Annotated in this window: 17 protein-coding genes and 1 pseudogene; 12 read left to right on the top strand and 6 right to left on the bottom strand. The window is 75.2% G+C overall.

All coding sequences use genetic code 11. The annotated features are described in order from the left end of the window. Together egtD and egtE are read left to right on the top strand one after the other, a co-directional pair. Positions 1-981 (top strand): L-histidine N(alpha)-methyltransferase, encoded by a 981-nt coding sequence (egtD, locus tag AB0J46_RS36445; RefSeq protein WP_364338653.1) that lies wholly within the window; start codon positions 1-3, stop codon positions 979-981. Continuing rightward, a complete protein-coding gene (gene egtE, locus AB0J46_RS36440; RefSeq protein ID WP_364338652.1) occupies positions 978-2,114 on the top strand; it encodes an ergothioneine biosynthesis PLP-dependent enzyme EgtE in 1,137 nt (378 codons plus the stop codon). The genes egtD and egtE overlap by 4 nt, the downstream gene beginning before the upstream one ends. 45 nt (positions 2,115-2,159) lie before the next feature. Here egtE and AB0J46_RS36435 read toward each other — a convergent pair whose 3' ends face one another. Genes AB0J46_RS36435 through AB0J46_RS36425 form a run of 3 tightly spaced genes read right to left on the bottom strand, consistent with a single transcriptional unit; the run spans position 2,160 to position 5,014 of the window. Then, the gene (locus AB0J46_RS36435) at positions 2,160-3,428 is read right to left on the bottom strand and encodes a cytochrome P450 (protein WP_364338651.1); all 1,269 of its coding nucleotides are present in this window, start codon (positions 3,426-3,428) and stop codon (positions 2,160-2,162) included. Between the two features lie 16 nt (positions 3,429-3,444). Further along, the gene (locus tag AB0J46_RS36430; protein WP_364338650.1) at positions 3,445-4,821 is read right to left on the bottom strand and encodes an FAD-dependent oxidoreductase; all 1,377 of its coding nucleotides are present in this window, start codon (positions 4,819-4,821) and stop codon (positions 3,445-3,447) included. Continuing rightward, positions 4,814-5,014 (bottom strand): ferredoxin, encoded by a 201-nt coding sequence (locus tag AB0J46_RS36425; RefSeq protein WP_352355003.1) that lies wholly within the window; start codon positions 5,012-5,014, stop codon positions 4,814-4,816. Before AB0J46_RS36425 ends, AB0J46_RS36430 begins: the two co-directional genes overlap by 8 nt. 131 nt (positions 5,015-5,145) lie before the next feature. Between AB0J46_RS36425 and AB0J46_RS36420 the strand changes: the two genes are divergently transcribed. From AB0J46_RS36420 to AB0J46_RS36380, 9 genes and pseudogenes are all read left to right on the top strand, one after another. Then, entirely contained in the window at positions 5,146-5,718 is a 573-nt protein-coding gene (locus AB0J46_RS36420; protein ID WP_352327684.1) for a TetR/AcrR family transcriptional regulator, read from the top strand. Continuing rightward, positions 5,715-7,076, top strand: coding sequence for a DHA2 family efflux MFS transporter permease subunit (locus tag AB0J46_RS36415; RefSeq protein ID WP_364338649.1), 1,362 nt, complete (start codon positions 5,715-5,717; stop codon positions 7,074-7,076). Before AB0J46_RS36420 ends, AB0J46_RS36415 begins: the two co-directional genes overlap by 4 nt. After that, a pseudogene (locus AB0J46_RS36410) lies at positions 7,073-7,578 on the top strand (FBP domain-containing protein). The gene AB0J46_RS36415 and the pseudogene AB0J46_RS36410 overlap by 4 nt, the downstream one beginning before the upstream one ends. 107 nt (positions 7,579-7,685) lie before the next feature. Next, positions 7,686-8,075 (top strand): hypothetical protein, encoded by a 390-nt coding sequence (locus AB0J46_RS36405; RefSeq protein WP_364338648.1) that lies wholly within the window; start codon positions 7,686-7,688, stop codon positions 8,073-8,075. 72 nt (positions 8,076-8,147) lie between these two features. Further along, positions 8,148-8,702, top strand: coding sequence for a toxin-antitoxin system HicB family antitoxin (locus tag AB0J46_RS36400; RefSeq protein WP_364338647.1), 555 nt, complete (start codon positions 8,148-8,150; stop codon positions 8,700-8,702). 32 nt (positions 8,703-8,734) lie between these two features. Then, positions 8,735-9,640 carry a DUF4097 family beta strand repeat-containing protein gene (locus AB0J46_RS36395; protein ID WP_364338646.1) on the top strand — a complete coding sequence of 302 codons (906 nt, stop codon included), beginning with the start codon at positions 8,735-8,737 and terminating at the stop codon, positions 9,638-9,640. A 17-nt stretch (positions 9,641-9,657) separates the two neighbouring features. Continuing rightward, the gene (locus AB0J46_RS36390; protein WP_364338645.1) at positions 9,658-10,623 is read left to right on the top strand and encodes an ATP-binding cassette domain-containing protein; all 966 of its coding nucleotides are present in this window, start codon (positions 9,658-9,660) and stop codon (positions 10,621-10,623) included. Next, a complete protein-coding gene (locus tag AB0J46_RS36385; protein ID WP_364338644.1) occupies positions 10,620-11,423 on the top strand; it encodes an ABC transporter permease in 804 nt (267 codons plus the stop codon). Before AB0J46_RS36390 ends, AB0J46_RS36385 begins: the two co-directional genes overlap by 4 nt. Continuing rightward, positions 11,420-11,926, top strand: a complete 507-nt coding sequence (locus AB0J46_RS36380; protein WP_358299604.1) for a DUF1707 domain-containing protein — start codon at positions 11,420-11,422, stop codon at positions 11,924-11,926. The genes AB0J46_RS36385 and AB0J46_RS36380 overlap by 4 nt, the downstream gene beginning before the upstream one ends. 93 nt (positions 11,927-12,019) lie before the next feature. Here the strand turns inward: AB0J46_RS36380 and AB0J46_RS36375 are convergent, their stop codons facing one another. After that, positions 12,020-14,089 carry a prolyl oligopeptidase family serine peptidase gene (locus tag AB0J46_RS36375; RefSeq protein WP_364338643.1) on the bottom strand — a complete coding sequence of 690 codons (2,070 nt, stop codon included), beginning with the start codon at positions 14,087-14,089 and terminating at the stop codon, positions 12,020-12,022. Positions 14,090-14,491: 402 nt separating this feature from the next. On the opposite strand from AB0J46_RS36375, the gene AB0J46_RS36370 reads away from it, so the two are divergent. Continuing rightward, positions 14,492-15,283: a putative protein N(5)-glutamine methyltransferase gene (locus AB0J46_RS36370; protein WP_364338641.1), complete on the top strand. Its 792-nt coding sequence runs from the start codon at positions 14,492-14,494 to the stop codon at positions 15,281-15,283. A 103-nt stretch (positions 15,284-15,386) separates the two neighbouring features. Here AB0J46_RS36370 and AB0J46_RS36365 read toward each other — a convergent pair whose 3' ends face one another. Together AB0J46_RS36365 and AB0J46_RS36360 are read right to left on the bottom strand one after the other, a co-directional pair. Beyond that, positions 15,387-15,722, bottom strand: a complete 336-nt coding sequence (locus AB0J46_RS36365) for a WGxxGxxG family protein (RefSeq protein WP_364338640.1) — start codon at positions 15,720-15,722, stop codon at positions 15,387-15,389. Positions 15,723-15,906: 184 nt separating this feature from the next. Beyond that, positions 15,907-17,277: a diaminopimelate decarboxylase gene (locus AB0J46_RS36360; protein WP_358299616.1), complete on the bottom strand. Its 1,371-nt coding sequence runs from the start codon at positions 17,275-17,277 to the stop codon at positions 15,907-15,909. Between the last annotated feature and the right edge of the window lie 118 nt (positions 17,278-17,395).

The following is a 17,395-nucleotide window of genomic DNA, read 5'->3' as shown; positions in this document are numbered from 1 at the left end:
GTGCCCGTCACCCAGCCGACCGTCCATGTGATCAACCATCTTGACCCCGGCTACCTGCGCCAGGCGCTCGAACACGACGTCAGGACCGGGTTGACGGCCACGCCCAAGTGGCTGCCGCCCAAGTGGTTCTACGACGAGGCGGGCAGCGACCTGTTCTCGCGCATCACCCGGTTGCCCGAGTACTACCCGACCCGCCGCGAGCTGACGATCCTGCGCGCGCGGGCGGCCGAGATCGCCGCCGCGAGCGGCGCCGACACGCTGGTCGAGCTGGGCTCGGGCACGAGCGAGAAGACCGTGATCCTGCTGGACGCGCTCACCGCGGCGGGCACGCTGCGCGCCTACACGCCGGTGGACGTGGACGCCGTCACCCTGGAGGCGGCCGCGCGCCGGCTGGGCGGCCGCCACCCCGGGCTGGAGGTGCGGCCGGTGTGCGCCGACTTCGAGCGGCACCTGCGGCTGCTGCCGCGCTCGGGCAGGCGCATGGTGGCCTTCCTCGGCGGCACGATCGGCAACCTCGAACCGGCCGGCCGCGAGCTGTTCCTGAAGGAGGTGCGCGCCACCCTGCGGCCCGGCGACACGTTCCTGCTCGGCGCCGACCTGGTGAAGGACACCGGGCGGCTGGTCGCGGCCTACGACGACGCCGCCGGGGTGACGGCCGCGTTCAACCGGAACGTCCTGCGCGTGGTGAACCGGGAGCTGGCGGCCGGGTTCGAGCCGGCGGCGTTCGAGCACGTCGCCCTGTACGACCAGCGCAACGAGTGGATCGAGATGCGGCTGCGGGCCACCCGGGACATGCGGGTGCGGGTCGGCGCGCTCGGCCTGACCGTGGACTTCGCCGCGGGCGAGGAGATGCGGACGGAGATCAGCGCCAAGTTCCGGCTGGAGCCGCTGGGGGAGGAGCTGGCCGCGGCGGGGTTCACCGTCCTGCGGTCGTGGACCGACCCCGCCGGCGACTTCGGGCTGCTGCTGGCCGGGGCGTGATCGCCGCACGCTGGCGGGCCGCCCGCTCGGCCGCGCCGCCCGGCCACCTGGACGCGGCCGGCTGCAACGTGCCCAGCGACCGGACGCTGGCCGCGACGGTCGAGCACCTGCGGCGCGAACGCGAGCTCGGCGGGTACGCCGCCGTGCCGGGACTGACCGCGCCCAGGGCCGCGCTGGCCGCCCTGACCGGCGCGGACGCGGCCGACGTCGCCTTCCTGGAGAGCGGCACGGCCGCGATGGCGGCGCTGCTCGGCGGCTGGCGGCTGCCGCCGGGCGCCCGGGTCGGCTTCACCCGCTCGGAGTACGGCAGCACGCTCATGCTGCTGCGCCGCCTGGCCGCCGAACGCGGCTGGACCCTCGCCGAGCTGCCCGCCGCCGACGACGCCCGCCTCGACCTCGACGCCCTGTCCGCCGCCCTGCGCCGCGGCCTGGACCTGGTCACCCTGCCGCACCTGCCCTCCCACCGGGGCACCGCGCAGCCGGTCGCGGAGATCGGCCGCCTGTGCCGGGAGGCCGGCGTGCCCCTGGTCCTGGACGTGTGCCAGTCGCTCGGCCACCTGGACGTCACCGGCGCGCGGGCCACCGCCTACGTCGGCACCTCCCGCAAGTGGCTGGCCGGGCCGCGCGGCGTCGGCTTCCTGATCGTGCCCGGCCTCACCGAGGACATGGACGCGGCGGCCCCCGCGCTCGGCGGCCACGTCTGGCTGGAGGACCCGGCGCGCAGCGGGCCGCTGCCCGGCGCCGCGCGTTACGAGAGCGCCGAGTCGGCGGTCGCGGCGCGGATCGGCCTCGGCGTCGCCGTCCTGGAGCACCACGCGCTGGGGCCGGACGCGGTCCGCGCCCACCTCGCCGAGCTGGGCGCGGCGGCCCGGCGCACGCTCGACGGCAGGGGCGGCTGGCGGGTGGTGGAGCCGTACGACGAGCCGACGGCCATCGTCACCCTGCGCCCGCCCGACGGCGCGGACCCCGCCAGGACGGCCGCCGCGGCGGCCGGGGCGGGCCTGCTGGTGGGCGTCGCGCCGGTCGCCCGCGCCCCGCTCGACCTGCGGGAGCCGGTGCTACGCGTCTCGCCGCCCCCGGGAACCCGGCAGGACACCCTGGACGCCCTGGCCCGCATCCTCGACGGCCATTAGAGCGGGCGGGCGCTGGAGCGGGCGGGCGTCAGAACGAGCCGGGTGTCAGAGCAGGCGGTCGAAGCCGACCACCAGGTGCGCGGGCCCGCGCAGCGACGCGCTGTGCCGGTACGGCGGCCGGCCGGCGGCCAGTTCCGGCCCGACCAGCCTGCTCACCAGCGCGCCCAGCGCGACCCGCGCCTCGATCCGGGCCAGCGGCGCCCCCACGCAGTAGTGCACGCCCCCGCCGAACCCCAGATGCTGGTTGTCCCGCCGCGCCGGGTCGAAGCGGTCGGCGCCGGGGAAGCGGGCCGGGTCACGGCTGCCCGAGGCCAGCAGCAGCGCCACGTCGGCGCCCTGCGGGACGGTGACCCCGGCGATCTCGATGTCGGCCAGCGTCGTGCGGGTGCGGAACTGCACCGGCGGGTCGTAGCGCAGCACCTCCTCGACGGCCGGCACGATCAGCCCGGGGTCGGCGCGCAGCCGCGCCAGCGCCTCCGGGTTGCGCAGGAACGTCAGCATGCCGTTGGTGATCAGGTTGACGGTGGTCTCGTGGCCGGCGATGAGCAGCAGGGCCATCGTCGCGATGATCTCCGGGGCGTCCATGCGCTCGGCCTCGCCGTCGGTGCGCTCGGCCTCGCCGTCGGTGAGCAGCGCCGACAGCAGGTCGTCCGACGGGCGGGCGTGCCGCTCGCCGGCCAGTTGCACCAGGTACGCGCGCAGCTCCGGCGCGGCGGTCTCGGCCTGCCGCACCTCCTCGGCCGACAGCCCCTCGGGCGGGTCCAGCGTGCGGGCCAGCGCCGAGGCCCAGCCGTGGAAGCGCGGCTCGTCCTCCTTGGGCACGCCGAGCAGGTCGCAGATCACCGTGACCGGCAGCGGGTAGGCCAGGTCGTCCACCACGTCCATGGAGTCGTGGCCGGCGCGCCGGTCGAGCAGTTCGGCCACCAGTGACACCACGTGCTCGCCGAGCCGGTTGACGCGCTCCGGGGTGAAGTGCCGCATGACGATCCGCCGCAGCCGGTCGTGGTCGGGCGGGTCGAGGAAGATGAACGCCGGTTTGCGGGACTCCTGGCCGTCCTGGGCGTTCTGTGCGGCCATCAGCCTGCCGGAGGCGCCGAACGAGCCGGAGCCGCTCCTGCTCTTGCGCTCGTCGGAGCTGATCCGCGGGTCGTGCAGCAGCGAGACGATCTCGGCGTACGTGCTCACCGCGTACAGGTCGTCCCCCTGGCGGGAGACGGGCGTCTCGCGCAGCCGGGCGTACAGCGGGTACGGGTCCGGGCGGCTCGCCTCGTCCAGGACCTGCGCGAACAGGCTTTGCGTCACCTGGTGGGCCATGGTCGTCCTCCGGCTCTCATTCCAGCGGCGGCGCGGTCAGCGGCGAGCGGGGGTCGCGCTCGCGCGGCACCTCGCGCGCGGTCGGGCCCTGCCCGGTCACCGCGGCCGTCGGGCTGTGCGTGGACTGGCCGTCCACGGCCAGGCCGGCGGGCACCGGGAGCAGCGTGCGCGGCCCGTCGGCGGCCCGAAGGTCGGGCGGGAAGGGCGCGGCCGCCTCGATGAGGCCGGCGTAGGCGGACAGCGAGCGCGGGGCGTCCACCGCGACCGCCGCCACGCACCGGCCCTGGCGGCCGAAACAGGCCACGAAGCGGCGCTCGGCCACCGAGCCCTGCGTGACCACCACCTCGTCGGCGATCGTCGGCAGCCCGACGGACTTGATGCTGACGCCGAACTGGTAGGACCAGAACGCCGGCAGCCCCCGGTGCGGGCGCGGCCGGTCGGCGACCATGTTGTGCGCGGCGGTGGCCGCCTGGCGCACCGCGTTGTCCCAGTGCTCCACGGCCAGCAGCAGGCCGTCGTAGTGCGGGTGCGGCCAGCGCGCCACGTCGCCGGCCACGAACACGTCGGAGGTGACGATCGCGTCGGCGTCGAAGGCCCGGCAGGCGGCGTCGCACACCACCCCGCGCGCGTCGGCCGCCAGGCCCGCCCCGTCCAGCCATTCGGTGTTGCGGACGGCCCCGAGCGCCACCACCGCGACCTCGACCGGCAGGACGTCGCCGTCGGACAGGTGCGCCGCGCGCAACCGGCCCTCCGCGTCGCCCTCCAGCGCCATCACCGTGGTGTTCACCCGCAGGTCCACGCCGTGCTCGCGGTGCAGCCGGGCGGCCACGCTGCCGGCCGCCGTGCCCAGGGCGCCGGCCAGCGGAGCCGGGCCGCGTTCGGCGACCGTCACGGGCAGGCCCATCTCACGGCACACGGAGGCGATCTCCGAGCCGGTGAACCCGCCGCCGATGACCAGCACCCGGCCCGGCCCGGCGGCGAGCGCGGCCCTCAGGCTCGCCGCGTCGTCGCGTCCGCGCAGGGTGAACACGCCGGTCAGGGCCGCCTCGGCGGGCTCTGGCCAGGGGCGCGCCCGGGTGCCGGTGGCGATCAGCACCCGGTCGAAGCCGATCTCGCGCCCGCCGGCCAGGCGTACCTGGCGGGTGCGCAGGTCCAGTCCGGTGGCGGGCTCGCCGAGCAGCCAGCGCGCCCGCAGGTCCCGCGCCGTGACGAGCGCGGTGTGCGCGGGCGAGGCGCGTCCGGCCAGCACCTGCTTGGACAGCGGCGGCCGGTCGTAGGGCTCGTACGGCTCGTCGCCGATCAGGGTCAGCTCCCCGGTGAAGCCCTCGGCGCGCAGCGTCTCGGCGGCCCGCAGGCCGGCCAGCGAGGCGCCGACGATCACCGCGCTACGCATGGTCGTCCGGCGAGCAGGTGATCGCCTGCACCGGGCAGGCCGCGGCGGCCTCGCGCACCTGCTCGCGCAGCGCGTCGGCCGGGGCGTAGTCGTACTCGAGGGACTCGGCGCCGTGGAACCGGAAGACCGCCGGCGCCGCGAACACGCACTGGCCGTAGCTCAGGCAGCGGTTCAGATCGACGAGCACTCTCATGTCCGCCACGTTACGAACGGCTGCTCCAGCCACGTTCCAACCTGATCCCAAGTTTTCCTGATTTGCGAAACCTAGGACTCCTAGGATAAAACCTAGGAAGGTTAGGTTTCCTGCTGCGGAGGTGGATCATGATGGCTCGGGCCGGTCTGACGGCGGACCGCGTGACGGAGGCGGCCGGGGAGCTGGCCGACGAGGCCGGGTTCGACAATCTGACGGTCTCGGCCCTGGCGCGCCGCTTCGGCGTCGCGGACGCCAGCCTCTACTCCCACGTCAGGAACCTCCAGGACCTGCGCGTCCGGGTGGCGCTGCGTGCCGCCCGCATCCAGGCCGACGCCCTGACCGCGGCGGTGGCCGGCAAGGCGGGCAAGGACGCGCTGGCGGCCTTCGCCGCCGCCTACCGCGACTTCGCGCTCGCCCACCCGGGCCTGTACGAGGCCACCCAGCTCCGGCTCGACCCCGAGATCGTCGCCGGGTGCGCCGACGTCCAGCGCATCTTCACCACCACCAACGCGGTCGTGGCCGCGTACGGGCTGCCCGAGCCGGCCCACACCGACGCCATCCGGCTGCTGCGCAGCACCTTCCACGGCTTCACCAACCTGGAGGCCCGCGGCGGCTTCCAGGCGTCCCGCGACGTCCGCAGCTCGTGGGACGCGATCATCGACGCGCTCGACAGCGCACTGAGACATTGGCAGGTTTCCCCATGACCGGAACGACCGCGACGCGGCCCGGCCTCGACCGGCGGCTGCTGACGGTCGCCGGGGTGCTCACCCTCGGCGCCTTCACCGCCCTGCTCGACGGCACGGTGGTCGGCGTCGCCACGCACACCCTGGCCCGCGCCTTCTCCGCCGACCTGGCGGCCACCCAATGGGTGACGACGGCCTACCTGCTCGCCCTGGCCGCGGTCATCCCCGCAACGGGGTGGGCGGCCCAGCGGTTCGGCGCCGGGACGGCCTGGACCGTCTCGCTCGCCGTGTTCCTGGCCGGCTCGATCCTGTGCGGGTCGGCCTGGTCGCTCGGCAGCCTCATCGCCTTCCGCGTCGTGCAGGGGGCCGGGGCGGGCATGCTCTTCCCGCTCAGCCGGATCATCGTCGTCGAGGTGGCCGGGCGCGAGCGGCTCGGCCGGATGATGGCGCTGATGGCCGTGCCCGCCGTGTTCGCGCCCGTCCTCGGGCCGGTCGTCGGCGGCGTGCTGCTGGAGACGCTGTCGTGGCGGTGGGTGTTCCTGGTCAACGTCCCGTTCGTGGCGGCCGGGGTCGTCCTGTCGGCTCTGTACGTGCGCACCGCCCGGTCCGAAGGCCCGGGCGAACGCCTCGACGTGGCCGGCCTGCTCGGCGTGAGCGGCGGCCTGACCCTGCTGCTGCACGGGCTGAGCGGGGCCGGTGAGCCCGTAGCCGCGCTGACCGCGGCCGCCGGCGCGCTGCTGCTGGCCGCCTGCCTGTGGCGGGCCGCCCGCACCTCCGGGCCGCGGATCGTCGAGCCCGGCCTGTTCCGCGACCGGGCCTTCGCCGCCTCCGCCGCGCTGGCCTTCCTGGCCAACTTCTCCCTGTTCGCCGCGGTGTTCCTGGTCCCGCTGTTCGTCCAGACGGCCGAGGGGTCGGGAGCGCTCGGCGCCGGGCTGGTGCTCGCGCCGCAGGGGCTCGGCATGCTCGTCGCGGTGCTGGCGGCCGGCCGGCTGATCGACCTGAACGGCAACCCGCGCCGGATCGTCGTCACGGGCCTGGTCCTGCTGGCGGCCGGGACGCTGCCGTTCGCGCTGGCCGATCCCGGCGCGGGCACGGCGCTGCTGCCGGTGGCGCTGTTCGTCCGCGGGGTGGGGGCCGCGCTCGCGGTCTCACCCACCATGATCACCCTCTACCACTCGCTGCCGCCGGCCAAGGTGCCCGCCGCGACCACCGCCAACGCCATCGGCCAGCAGGTCGGCGCGGCGGCCGGCACCGCCTGCGTGGCCGTGCTGCTCCAGCACGGCGGCTACCGGCCCGCCTTCTGGGTCACGCTGGCCGCCGTCGCGCTCTGCCTCCTGCCCGCCCTGTTCCTCCCGTCCTCGAAAGCAGGCACGTCATGAACCCCGTCACCGAGAACGAGATCCGCTCGTCCTTCGTCAACTGCTCCAAGGGTGAGGCCCGCCGGCTCGCCGTCCCGCGCGGGCTGACCGAGCTGCCCTGGCCCGACCTCGACTTCCTGGGCTGGCGCGATCCGGGGCGCCCGAGCGGGCGTACCTGGTGGCCGAACGCGGCGGCGCGCCGGTCGGCGTCGCGCTGCGGCTCGGCCAGGAGGTGCGCAGGAGCTTCACCAAGAGCACGCTCTGCTCGGTCTGCGTGACCCCGCACGCCGGGACCGGCGTCGCGCTGTTCACCGCGGCCCGGGTCGGCGCGGCGGGGCGGCAGGGCAACACGGTGGGCGCCTACATGTGCGCCGACCTGGCCTGCTCCCTGTACGTCCGGGGACGCAAGGAGACCGAGCTGGGCGTCCGGTTCGAGTCGCTGAGCGTGGCCGAACGCGTCGCCAGGACCACGGTCAACCTGGACGCCTTCCTCGACAAGATCCTGCACGACACCCTGGCGTGATCGGGGTGTGGAGGGGTGGCTTCCAGCGCGCGCCGCAGGGCGGGAAGGGCCCACCAGCGGTGCCGGCCGGCCCGTGAAATGTCGGGCCCGCCTGCGACACTCCCCGGATGCTGATATTGGAACTGTTGCGGCCGACGTTGCGCGCCGCCTGGGGGCCCGACACCTGCGACACCGCCGCGCGGGAGGAGTGGCGGGCCGACAACCCGGCCAGGGGGCAGTGCGGGATCACCTCGCTGGTGGTCCAGGACCTGCTCGGCGGAGACCTGATCCTGGCCGAGGTGCACGCCGACGGCGTCAAGGTCGGCCACCACTACTGGAACGTGCTGCCCGGCGGCACCGAGGTCGACTTCACCTCCGACCAGTTCCACCCGGGTGAGGTCATCGTGAATCCCCAGCTCCAGCACCGTCCCCCGGACGCGCCGCGCCGGTGCCGCGAGCAGTACGAGCTGCTGCGCCACCGCGTCGTCACCGCGCTGTCCGGGCCGCCGCCCGCCTGAGGTGTCATGTGACGCCATAGTGACGCCATTGCGCATTTGCGATGGCGTCATTTCTCGTGTCATGATGGCGTCATGGACCTTGCCCCGTATGTCGATCAACTCCGGCGCGAGCTCATGCTCGCCGCCGGGACGGGCGGCGAGGAGGCCCGTGCGCTGGCCGAACGCTTCGCCGCCACGTTGGCGTCTGCCGCCCGGCTCGCCCTGCTGGAGGCCCTGTCGGCTGCCGCGGACGAGATCACCCAGGACCTCGCGCCCGGCTCGGTCGAGGTGCGCCTGCGCGGGCGCGACCCCGCCTTCGTCGTGACGTCACCGCCCGCCGCCCACCCGTTCCCGGACCAGGACGAACCGCCCGTCAGCGCCGAGCCGGGCGAGCGGCCGCCCACACCGCCGCCGCCCCCCGAGGCGGACGAGGGCGGCACGTCCCGGATCTCCCTCCGGGTGCCCGAGGCGCTCAAGCCACGCATCGAGGAGGCGGCCGCGCGCGACGGGCTGTCCGTCAACGCCTGGCTGGTCCGCGCCGTCTCCGCGGCGCTCGACCCCGGCGACGCCACCCGCGACGCCACCCGCCGCGCCACCCGGCGCCCGGCCCCGCAGACCGGCAACCGCTACAGCGGCTGGGTGCGCTGATGACCACGCCGACCGATGACAGGGAGATCGGAATGCCGGCCTTCGACACGCCCCGCCCCATCGTCGCCGTCCTCGACCTGGCGACCGCCGCCGTCCGCGTCGTCGCGGGCGACCGCGGCGAGACCGTGGTCGAGGTCCGTCCGAGCGACGAGCACAACGACGCCGACGTGCAGGCCGCCCGGCACGTCCAGGTCCATTACGCCGACGGCAGGCTCACGGTGGCCGCCGACAAGGAGCAGGGCGGGCCGGCGCTCGGCTGGGGGCTCTCGCTCGGCAGGCTCGTCGAGTCACCCGCCGACTGGGCGCGTTCGCTGCTGCTCGGCACGGGCTCGGTGGAGGTGACGGTCGAGCTGCCGGCCGGCTCCCGCCTCGACGCCAGGACGTCCGGCGGCCTGTCGTGCCGCGGGCGGCTCGGCGACGTCACGGCGACCACCACGTACGGCGACATCCGCGTCGAGGAGGCCGGCCGGCTGCGCCTGAAGAGCACCCACGGCACCGTCTCCGTCACCCGCGCCCGCGGGCACGCCGAGATCACCACGAACCACGGCGACATCCGCGTCGGCGAGATCGACGGCACCGCTGCCGTCAAGACCGCCCACGGCGACGTGCGGCTCGGCGAGGTCACCGGCGAGCTGCGGCTCAACAGCGCCCACGGCGACATCACCGTGGAGCGCCCGCTGGCCGGCGTCGTCGCCAAGACCGCCTACGCCGGCGTGGAGATCCGCGAGGTGGCGTCCGGCACGGTCGTCATGGAGACCACCGGCGGCGGCCTGGACGTCGGCGTCCCCGAGGGCACCTCCGCCTGGCTCGACGTCAGCTCCCGGTACGGCACCGTGAACGTCGCCCTCGACCCCGGCGACGACCCCGGCGACACGGCGCGGACCGTCGAGATCCACGCCCACACCACGCACGGCGACATCGACATCCACCGTTCCTGACGACCGAGGAGACCGACATGCCAGACGCGATCGTGGTCGAGGGGCTGACCAAGAGGTTCGGCGACGTGGCCGCCCTCGACGGCGTCGACCTGACCGTCCCGGAGGGGACCGTCTCAGGACTGCTGGGCCCCAACGGCGCCGGCAAGACCACCACGGTGAGGATCCTCACCACGCTCCTGCGACCGGACGCCGGCCACGCCACGGTGGCCGGGTTCGACGTCGTCCGCGACGCCCGCCGGCTGCGCGCCCGCATCGGTGCGTCCGGCCAGTACGCCGCCGTGGACGACCACCTCACCGGCGCCGAGAACCTGGAGATGGTCGGCCGTCTCTACCACCTGGGCGCGCGGCGCAGCCGCGAGCGCGCCCGCGAGCTGCTGGACCGCTTCGACCTCGCCGACGCCGCGGACCGCCCGGTGCGCGGCTGGTCCGGCGGCATGCGCCGCCGCCTCGACCTGGCCGGCGCGCTGGTCGCCGACCCGCCCGTGCTGTTCCTGGACGAGCCCACCACCGGCCTCGACCCCCGCGCCAGGATCGCCCTGTGGGACGTCATCGCCGAGCTCGTCCGGGAGGGCACCACCGTCCTGCTCACCACCCAGTACCTGGAGGAGGCCGACCGGCTCGCCGACCGCATCGTGGTGGTCGACCACGGGCGGGTGATCGCCCGCGGCACGGCCGAGGAGCTGAAGGACCAGGTCGGCGGCGACCGCATCCAGCTCTCGGTGACCAGCGCGGCGAGCCTGGACCACGCCGCCCGCGCCCTGGCGCCGCTGGCCCTGGGCGAGATGCAGGTCGACGCCGCCGCCCTGCGCATGACGATCCCGGTGACCGGCGGCGCGGCCGCGCTGACCCGGGCGCTCGGCCACCTGGCCGCCGAGCGGATCGCCGTACGCGACGCCGGGCTGCGCCGGCCCACTCTCGACGACGTGTTCCTCACCCTCACCGGACGCCAGGCCGCCGACAAGACCGAGGAGACCGTTCGATGACCGCCTTCCAGCTGGCCGCCGCCGACGGCCTGACCATCGCCAGGCGCAACGCGCTCAAGATCCGCAGAGCCCCCGACCTGCTGGGCGGCGTGATCATGCTGCCCATCGTGTTCGTGGTGCTGTTCACCTACGTCTTCGGCAGCATGATCGAGCTGCCCGGCATGTCCTACGGCGAGTACCTGCTGCCCGGGATCTTCGTCATGACGATCGTCACCAGCGCCCAGATCACCGGCTACACGCTCACCCAGGACCTGCAGAAGGGCATCTTCGACCGGTTCCGCACCCTGCCGATGTCCCCCACGGCGGTGCTCACCGGCCAGACCGTCAGCGACGTGATCATGAACGTCACCAGCATCGCCACCATGGCGCTCGTCGGCCTGCTGGTCGGCTGGCGCGTCCACAGCTCGCCGCCGGAGGCGGTGCTCGGGTTCGCGATGCTGCTGCTGTTCGCCTACGCCTTCTCCTGGGTGACGGCCACCGTCGCGCTGGCCCTGCGCACGCCCGAGGTGTTCAACAACCTCGCCACCCTCACCTCGTTGCCGCTGGTGTTCCTGTCCAACGCGTTCGCCGACAGCACGCGCCTGCCCGGCCCGCTGCGGCCGATCGCCGAGTGGAACCCGGTCTCCACGCTCGTCCAGGCCGCGCGTGAGCTGTTCGGCAACACCAGCGCCGCCCTGCCCCAGCCCGCCGCCTGGCCGCTGCGGCACGCCGTGCCGGTGTCGCTGCTGTGGTCCGTGCTGCTCCTGGCCGTGTTCGTGCCGCTGGCCACGCGGCTGTACAACAGGGCCGTCAGCCGATGAACACCGTCTCGGGCGCGGACCGCGAGCGGGCGGTCGAGCTGGTCCAGCAGGCGTACGCGGACGGCCGGCTCGACCCCGGCGAGCTGGAGCGGCGGCTCGAACTGGCGCTCACCGCCACCTCCGCCCGCGAGCTGGCGCCGATCGTCGCCGACCTGCCGGACGAGGTGGTCCGGCTGGGCTCCACCGGCGGCGCCGTCACCCGGACCGGCGACTGGGAGGTCCCGCGCCGCCTGTGCGTCGACTCCAAGTACGGCCGGGTGCGGCTCGACCTGTCGCGGGCCCACGTGCCGTACGCGCGCATCGACATCGAGCTGCTGCTGGCGTACGGCAGCGCCACGATCGTCCTGCCCGCGGGCGCCACCGCGAACGCCGACGGGGTGCGGTCGGAGTGGGGGCGGGTGACCTGCAAGGTCCCCGGGCGGCCCCGCCCCGGCCACCCGCACGTCCAGGTGACCGGCGATCTCCCCTACGGCCGCCTGCTCATCCGCCCGGCCCGCCGCTGACCCGGCCCCCGGCGAGCCGCCCCGCCCGTGCCCGTCACGGGCGCGGCGGCCGGTCTGCTCAGGACCGGACAACCGTCCTGACGCCCCCGGCGGCTACCCGTTCAGGTGGCGGCGGAGGAAGTCGAGCTGGAGGAGGAGCAGGCCCTCGAAGACGTCCTCGTCCGAGGTGGGGGCGTGGGAGGCGCCGGACAGCGGCAGCACCTCGTGGGGGCGTCCCGCGGCCAGCAGCGCGGACGACAGGCGCAGCGTGCCCGCCGGGAACACGTTGTCGTCGGACAGGCCGTGGACGAGCTGCAGGGGGCGGGCCAGGGTGTGCGCCTCGACCAGGGTGGAGCAGGCTTCGTAGCGGTCGGGGTGGCGGTCCGGATGGCCGAGGAAACGTTCCCGCCAGTGGGTGTCGTACAGGCGCTGCTCGCTGGTGCCGGCGCCGGCGACGGCGGCGTGGAAGACGTCCGGACGCCGCAGCACCGCCATGACGGCCAGCGTGCCCGCGAACGACCAGCCGCGCATCGCGACCCGGCGCAGGTCCAGCTCCGGGTGACGGGCGGCGACCGCGTGCAGGGCGGCCACCTGGTCCGCCAGCACGGGGCCGAACATGTCACCGTGCACCTCGCGCTCCCAGCCGGGGCCGCGGCCCGGCGTGCCGGCCCCGTCGGTGACCAGGACGGCGAACCCCTGCTCGGCGAACCACTGCGAGACGAACATCATCGGCGCCTGCTCGTCGGTGACCCGGCGCCCGGCCGGCCCCGCGTACGGGTCCAGCAGGACCGGCAGCGCCGGGTCGCCGGGGCGGTGCCAGGAGGGCAGGTGCAGATGGCTGCGCAGTTCGCGCGCGGTGGTGACGAGCGACAGCCGGCGCAGCGCCAGCACCGGCCGCTGCGCCGCCGACGCCACCTCGACCCCGCTCCGCCCCGGGGACGCCGTCCCGGCCGCAGGGCGTTCCACGCGGACGCGCTCGCCCGGGTGCTCGGCGGTGCGGGTGACGTGGACGAGGGTGCCCGCGCGCCGGGTGCCGCCGTGCACCCCGGGTGCGACGCTGAGCCGGTGGGCGCCCGCCGCCGGGGTGTGCAGCCACAGGTGGGTCTGCGCGGGGTCGTCGGAGGCGGTGAAGAGCACGTCCTCGCCGTCCACGCCGAGCACCGCCTCCAGGTGCAGGCCGGGCGGCGTGACCGGGACGCCGCCGACGGTGAGCCGCCGCGTGCCGTCCAGGTCGGCGTGGGCGACCAGCCGGCCGGAGCCGGTACGGGCGGGCGTGCCCGGGACGAGCTGCACCCAGTACGGATCGTGCTGCTCGGCCAGCAGCCGCGTCCGGCCGGAGTCCGGGTCGGCGGCCAGCACCCGGACCGTCCGCTGGTCCCTGCTCTGCACCGACAGGTACGGGCCGTGGGCGTCCCAGCCGGCGGCCGTCACGTACTCGAAGGCGGTCCGGTCCCAGGCGACCTCGACGCGCCCGCCGTCCACCCCGGCGATCCAGAGGGTGACGTCGGCGTTGGCGGTGCCGGCCGCCGGGTACCGCACGGCCCGGGGCGGGCGCGCGGGCTCGGCGGGGTCGCCCACGTGCCAGAGCGCGACGCGGGCCTCGTCCACCCGGGCCGTCAGCAGGCGGGTGCCGTCGGGGGACCACCAGTAGCCGCGGGAGCGGCCCATCGAGGCGGAGGCGGCGTACTCGGCGACGCCGAACCGCACGTCCGGCCCGTCGGGCTCGGCCACGGCACGGTCGCCGGCGCCGTCCGCGCCGATCACCCGCAGCGCGCCGCCGGAGACGTAGGCCACCAGCCGCCCGGCCGGGTCGGGCCGTGGGTCGCGAGCGGTGCCGTGCACCGGCAGCGTACGGGCCGCGCCGGTCGGGACGTCCACCGCCCACAGCGCGCCCGCCAGGATGAACACCGCCAGGCCGGCCGCGTCGTCCGTGGCGTAGGAGCCGATCCCCTGGGCGCCGCCGGTCAGCGCGGCGGGGTCGGCGAGCAGCCGCTCCTCGCCGGAGCCGGCGTCCAGGGCCCAGAGGCAGGTGACCGGGTCGTCGCCGGCGCGGCTGCGCAGGAACAGCACGACGGAGCCGTCCGCCGAGACGGTGAAGGCCGAGGGGGCGCCCAGGGTGAACCGCCGGGTGCGGGCGAACTGCCGGGGCAGGCTGATCTTGGTGTCGTCGTCGTGGTGCGGCATATGTGCCTGGTTCCTCTCACTGTGGTCCGGTTTTCGGGCACGACAAAAAGCGCACACCGTAGTGGTGTGCGCTTCGTTCGTGTCAGGTGATCGGCGGGACTTCTCGCGCGGCTCCCGCGGCCGCATCGTGCTCGCCGGGACGATCTCCGCGGCCGAGCTCCCGGACATTTTACTACATGATCATCCGCGTGGCGGCGTGCGCGTGACCGGGGGAGATCCCCGGCGGCCGCCCGCGTCGGGCCGGATCGGCTCTGGTACTGTGACGGTCTCTGGCCGAGAACGTCCGTAGGAGGTGAGACCCATTACCGCTTCGTCAGGCTGGGGCTCCCTTCCGGCACACGTCCGGCCCGCCAGGGCCAGGTGACCGCGGGGAGCGCCCATCGGCATCCCGAAAGGCTCCCCATGTCCCCCTCCCCGATCCCCATGTCCGCCGTCGTCACCCGGCTGCGCGCCGCCGGCTGCGTCTTCGCCGAGGACGAGGCCGAGCTGCTGGTCTCCACCGCCCGTACCCCCGCCGAGCTGGCCGGGATGGTCGAGCGCCGGGCCGGCGGGCTGCCGCTTGAGCACGTCCTGGGCTGGGCGCGGTTCTGCGGCCTGCGCGTCGCCGTCGAGCCCGGCGTGTTCGTGCCGCGTCCGCGCACCGAGTTCCTCATCCGTCAGGCCGTCGCGCTGGCCCGCCGGGCCGGCCGCCCGCCCGTCGTCCTCGACCTGTGCTGCGGCACGGGCGCGATGGGGGCCGCGGTCGCGGCGGCGCTGGGGGAGGGGGCCGAGGTGCACGCGGCCGACCTCGACCCCGCCGCCGTGCGCTGCGCCCGGCTCAACCTGCCCGGCGGTCACGTCCACCAGGGCGACCTGTACGACGCCCTGCCGGCCTCGTTGCGCGGCCGCGTCGGCATCCTGATCGCCAGCCCGCCCTACGTGCCCACCGAGTCGGTCGGCCTGCTGCCGCCCGAGGCGCGCCTGCACGAGCCGCTGATGGCGCTCGACGGCGGCGGCGACGGGCTCGACGTGGTGCGCCGGGTGATCGCGGGGGCGTCCGGCTGGCTCGCGCCGGGCGGGCACCTGCTGGTGGAGACCAGCGAACGGCAGGCCGCGGCCACCGTCCGGGCCGCCGTGGCCGCGGGGCTCCCGGCGCGGGCCACGGTCTCGGAGGAACTGGACGCCACCGCCGTGATCGCCACCCGCCCCGCCTGAGGCCCGTACCCACGCGAACCGGACCGCGGCGGGCCGGGCTGCGGGGGGCGGGCAGCGCGGTGCCCGGCGCGCCGGAGCGTGCCGGGCACCGCCCGCGTCCTCCTTACGGACGCTGCGGGCGGGTGGGGTTGGCGGTGGTCCCCGTCGTGGTCCCGGTGGTACCCGTGGTACCGGTGGTTCCCGTGGGACGGGTGGTCATGTGCTCAGCCGTCCCCACCGGGTTGCGGCCCTTGCGCAGGCCCGCCAGCCCCAGCAGTCCGAGCAGCCCCAGCAGGCCCCACAGACCGCCGTTGCCGCCGCCCTCGTCGTGTCTGGTCTCGGTCGGTTGCGGGCTCGGCGTCGCCTGGCTCTGGACGACGGGCGTGTCCGCCACAGCGGTGGCGGCCGGGGCCAGCGCCAAGCAGAATGCCATCCCCAGGCCGGTGAGCGTCTTGCGCATGTGGGTTCCCCCGGATCCGGCGGCCCTCAAGGCGGAGAGCCGCCTGTCGCGCCTTCCGGGCGACGGCCCGGAAGGTTCCCCCGAAATGGAGCGAGAACTCCATACTCGCTGGTAGACCTACCCCCGCCCGCGAAAACAATCCCCACAAACCAGGACATACCGCCATAGTTGGTACGGCAGGCGTTCAGGCGATGGCCGCCAGGAGGCCGGTCAGCGCGTCGGCCTGGGCCAGCCCGCTGGCCGCGGCGATCTCGTCCAGGGTCTGCGCGGGGCGCACCTCGCTCAGCCGGACGTCGCCGTCCGCCGTGACGGTGAAGCCGTGCACCGCCGGATAGGGCAGGCTGTTGTAGGCCCACGGGGTGGAGAAGTAGTAGGCGCCGGTGTCGTGCAGCACGACGATGTCGCCCTCGGCCAGCTCCGGCAGCTCCCTGGCGTGCGCGACCACGTCGCCGGCGAAGCAGCACGGGCCCGCGACGTCCTGGGCGAGCAGGGGGCCGTCCTTGGGGTCGCCCGACGGGCCGTACGCGCCGACCCGCAGCGGCCAGGCGTCCGGCATGAGCACCGTGCGGGTGGCGACCTGCGCGCCCGCGTGGGTGATCGCCACCCGCCGCCCGCCCGCGTCCTTGGTGTACTCCACCAGGGCCGCGACGAAGCCGTTCTTGGCCAGCAGCGACCGGCCGAACTCGGTGACCAGCGCGTACCGGCCGTCGAACAGCCCGGGGACTGCCGCGCGCAGCGTGGCGACGTAGTCGGCGTAGGTGGGGGCCACCTCGTCGCCGTCGAAGTTCACCGGCAGGCCGCCGCCGATGTCGATGCTGGTGATCTGCCGGACCCCGAGCGTCGCGTTGATCTCCTCGGCCAGCCGGTAGGTCTCGGCGATGCCCGCCGCGATCAGCTCCAGCGGGCAGCCCTGGGAGCCGACGTGCGCGTGCAGGCGGGTCAGCCACGGCCGTTCGGCGAAGGCGCGGACGACGGCCTCGCGGGCCCCCGGGTCGCGCAGCGCGACGCCGAACTTGGAGGTGGCGGTCGCGGTGCTCATCGCGCCGATCGTGCCGGTGCCGACCTGCGGGTTCACCCGCAGCCCCAGCACCGAGGAGGAGTCCGGCGCGCGCAGCTCGTCGATGCGGCGCAGTTCGGCCAGGCTGTCGGCGTTGACCGCGACGCCCAGGGACAGGGCCTGGCGCAGCTCCTCGCGGGTCTTGGCGGGGGAGTCGAAGACGATCGTGCCCGGCGCGAAGCCGGCGTCCAGTGCGATCCGCAGCTCGCCGGGGCTGGCCACCTCGCACCCCATCCCCGAGGCGGCCAGCAGCCGCAGGACGGGGATCAGCGACGCGGCCTTGGCGGCGAAGGTGTGCAGCACGTCCGGGACCTCGCCGAACGCCTCGTGCAACGCCCTGACCGAGTCCCGCACGCCGGCGGTGTCGACGAAGCCGGCGACCGGCTCGCCCGGGCCGAGCGCACCGGCGCGCACGGCATGGCGCAGCACGTGGGCGGCGCGTTCGGCGGTGGTGCCGCGGGCCGGGGCGGGCGCGAGCGTGGCACTGCTCTGGATCACGTCCAAGGCTCCTGGATGCATCGGGAAAGAGGGAGTTTCGGAGGGGGGCCAGACGAGATTCGGCCATGACCGCAGGCCAAGTCTTCAGCCGGGCGGACAAAGCCCGCATACGGCTTTG

This window comes from Nonomuraea sp. NPDC049758 (genome assembly GCF_040674635.1).
Classification (GTDB): domain Bacteria; phylum Actinomycetota; class Actinomycetes; order Streptosporangiales; family Streptosporangiaceae; genus Nonomuraea.
Note: the sequence above shows the minus strand (reverse complement) of the source record. Positions and strands in the feature narration are given on the sequence as shown.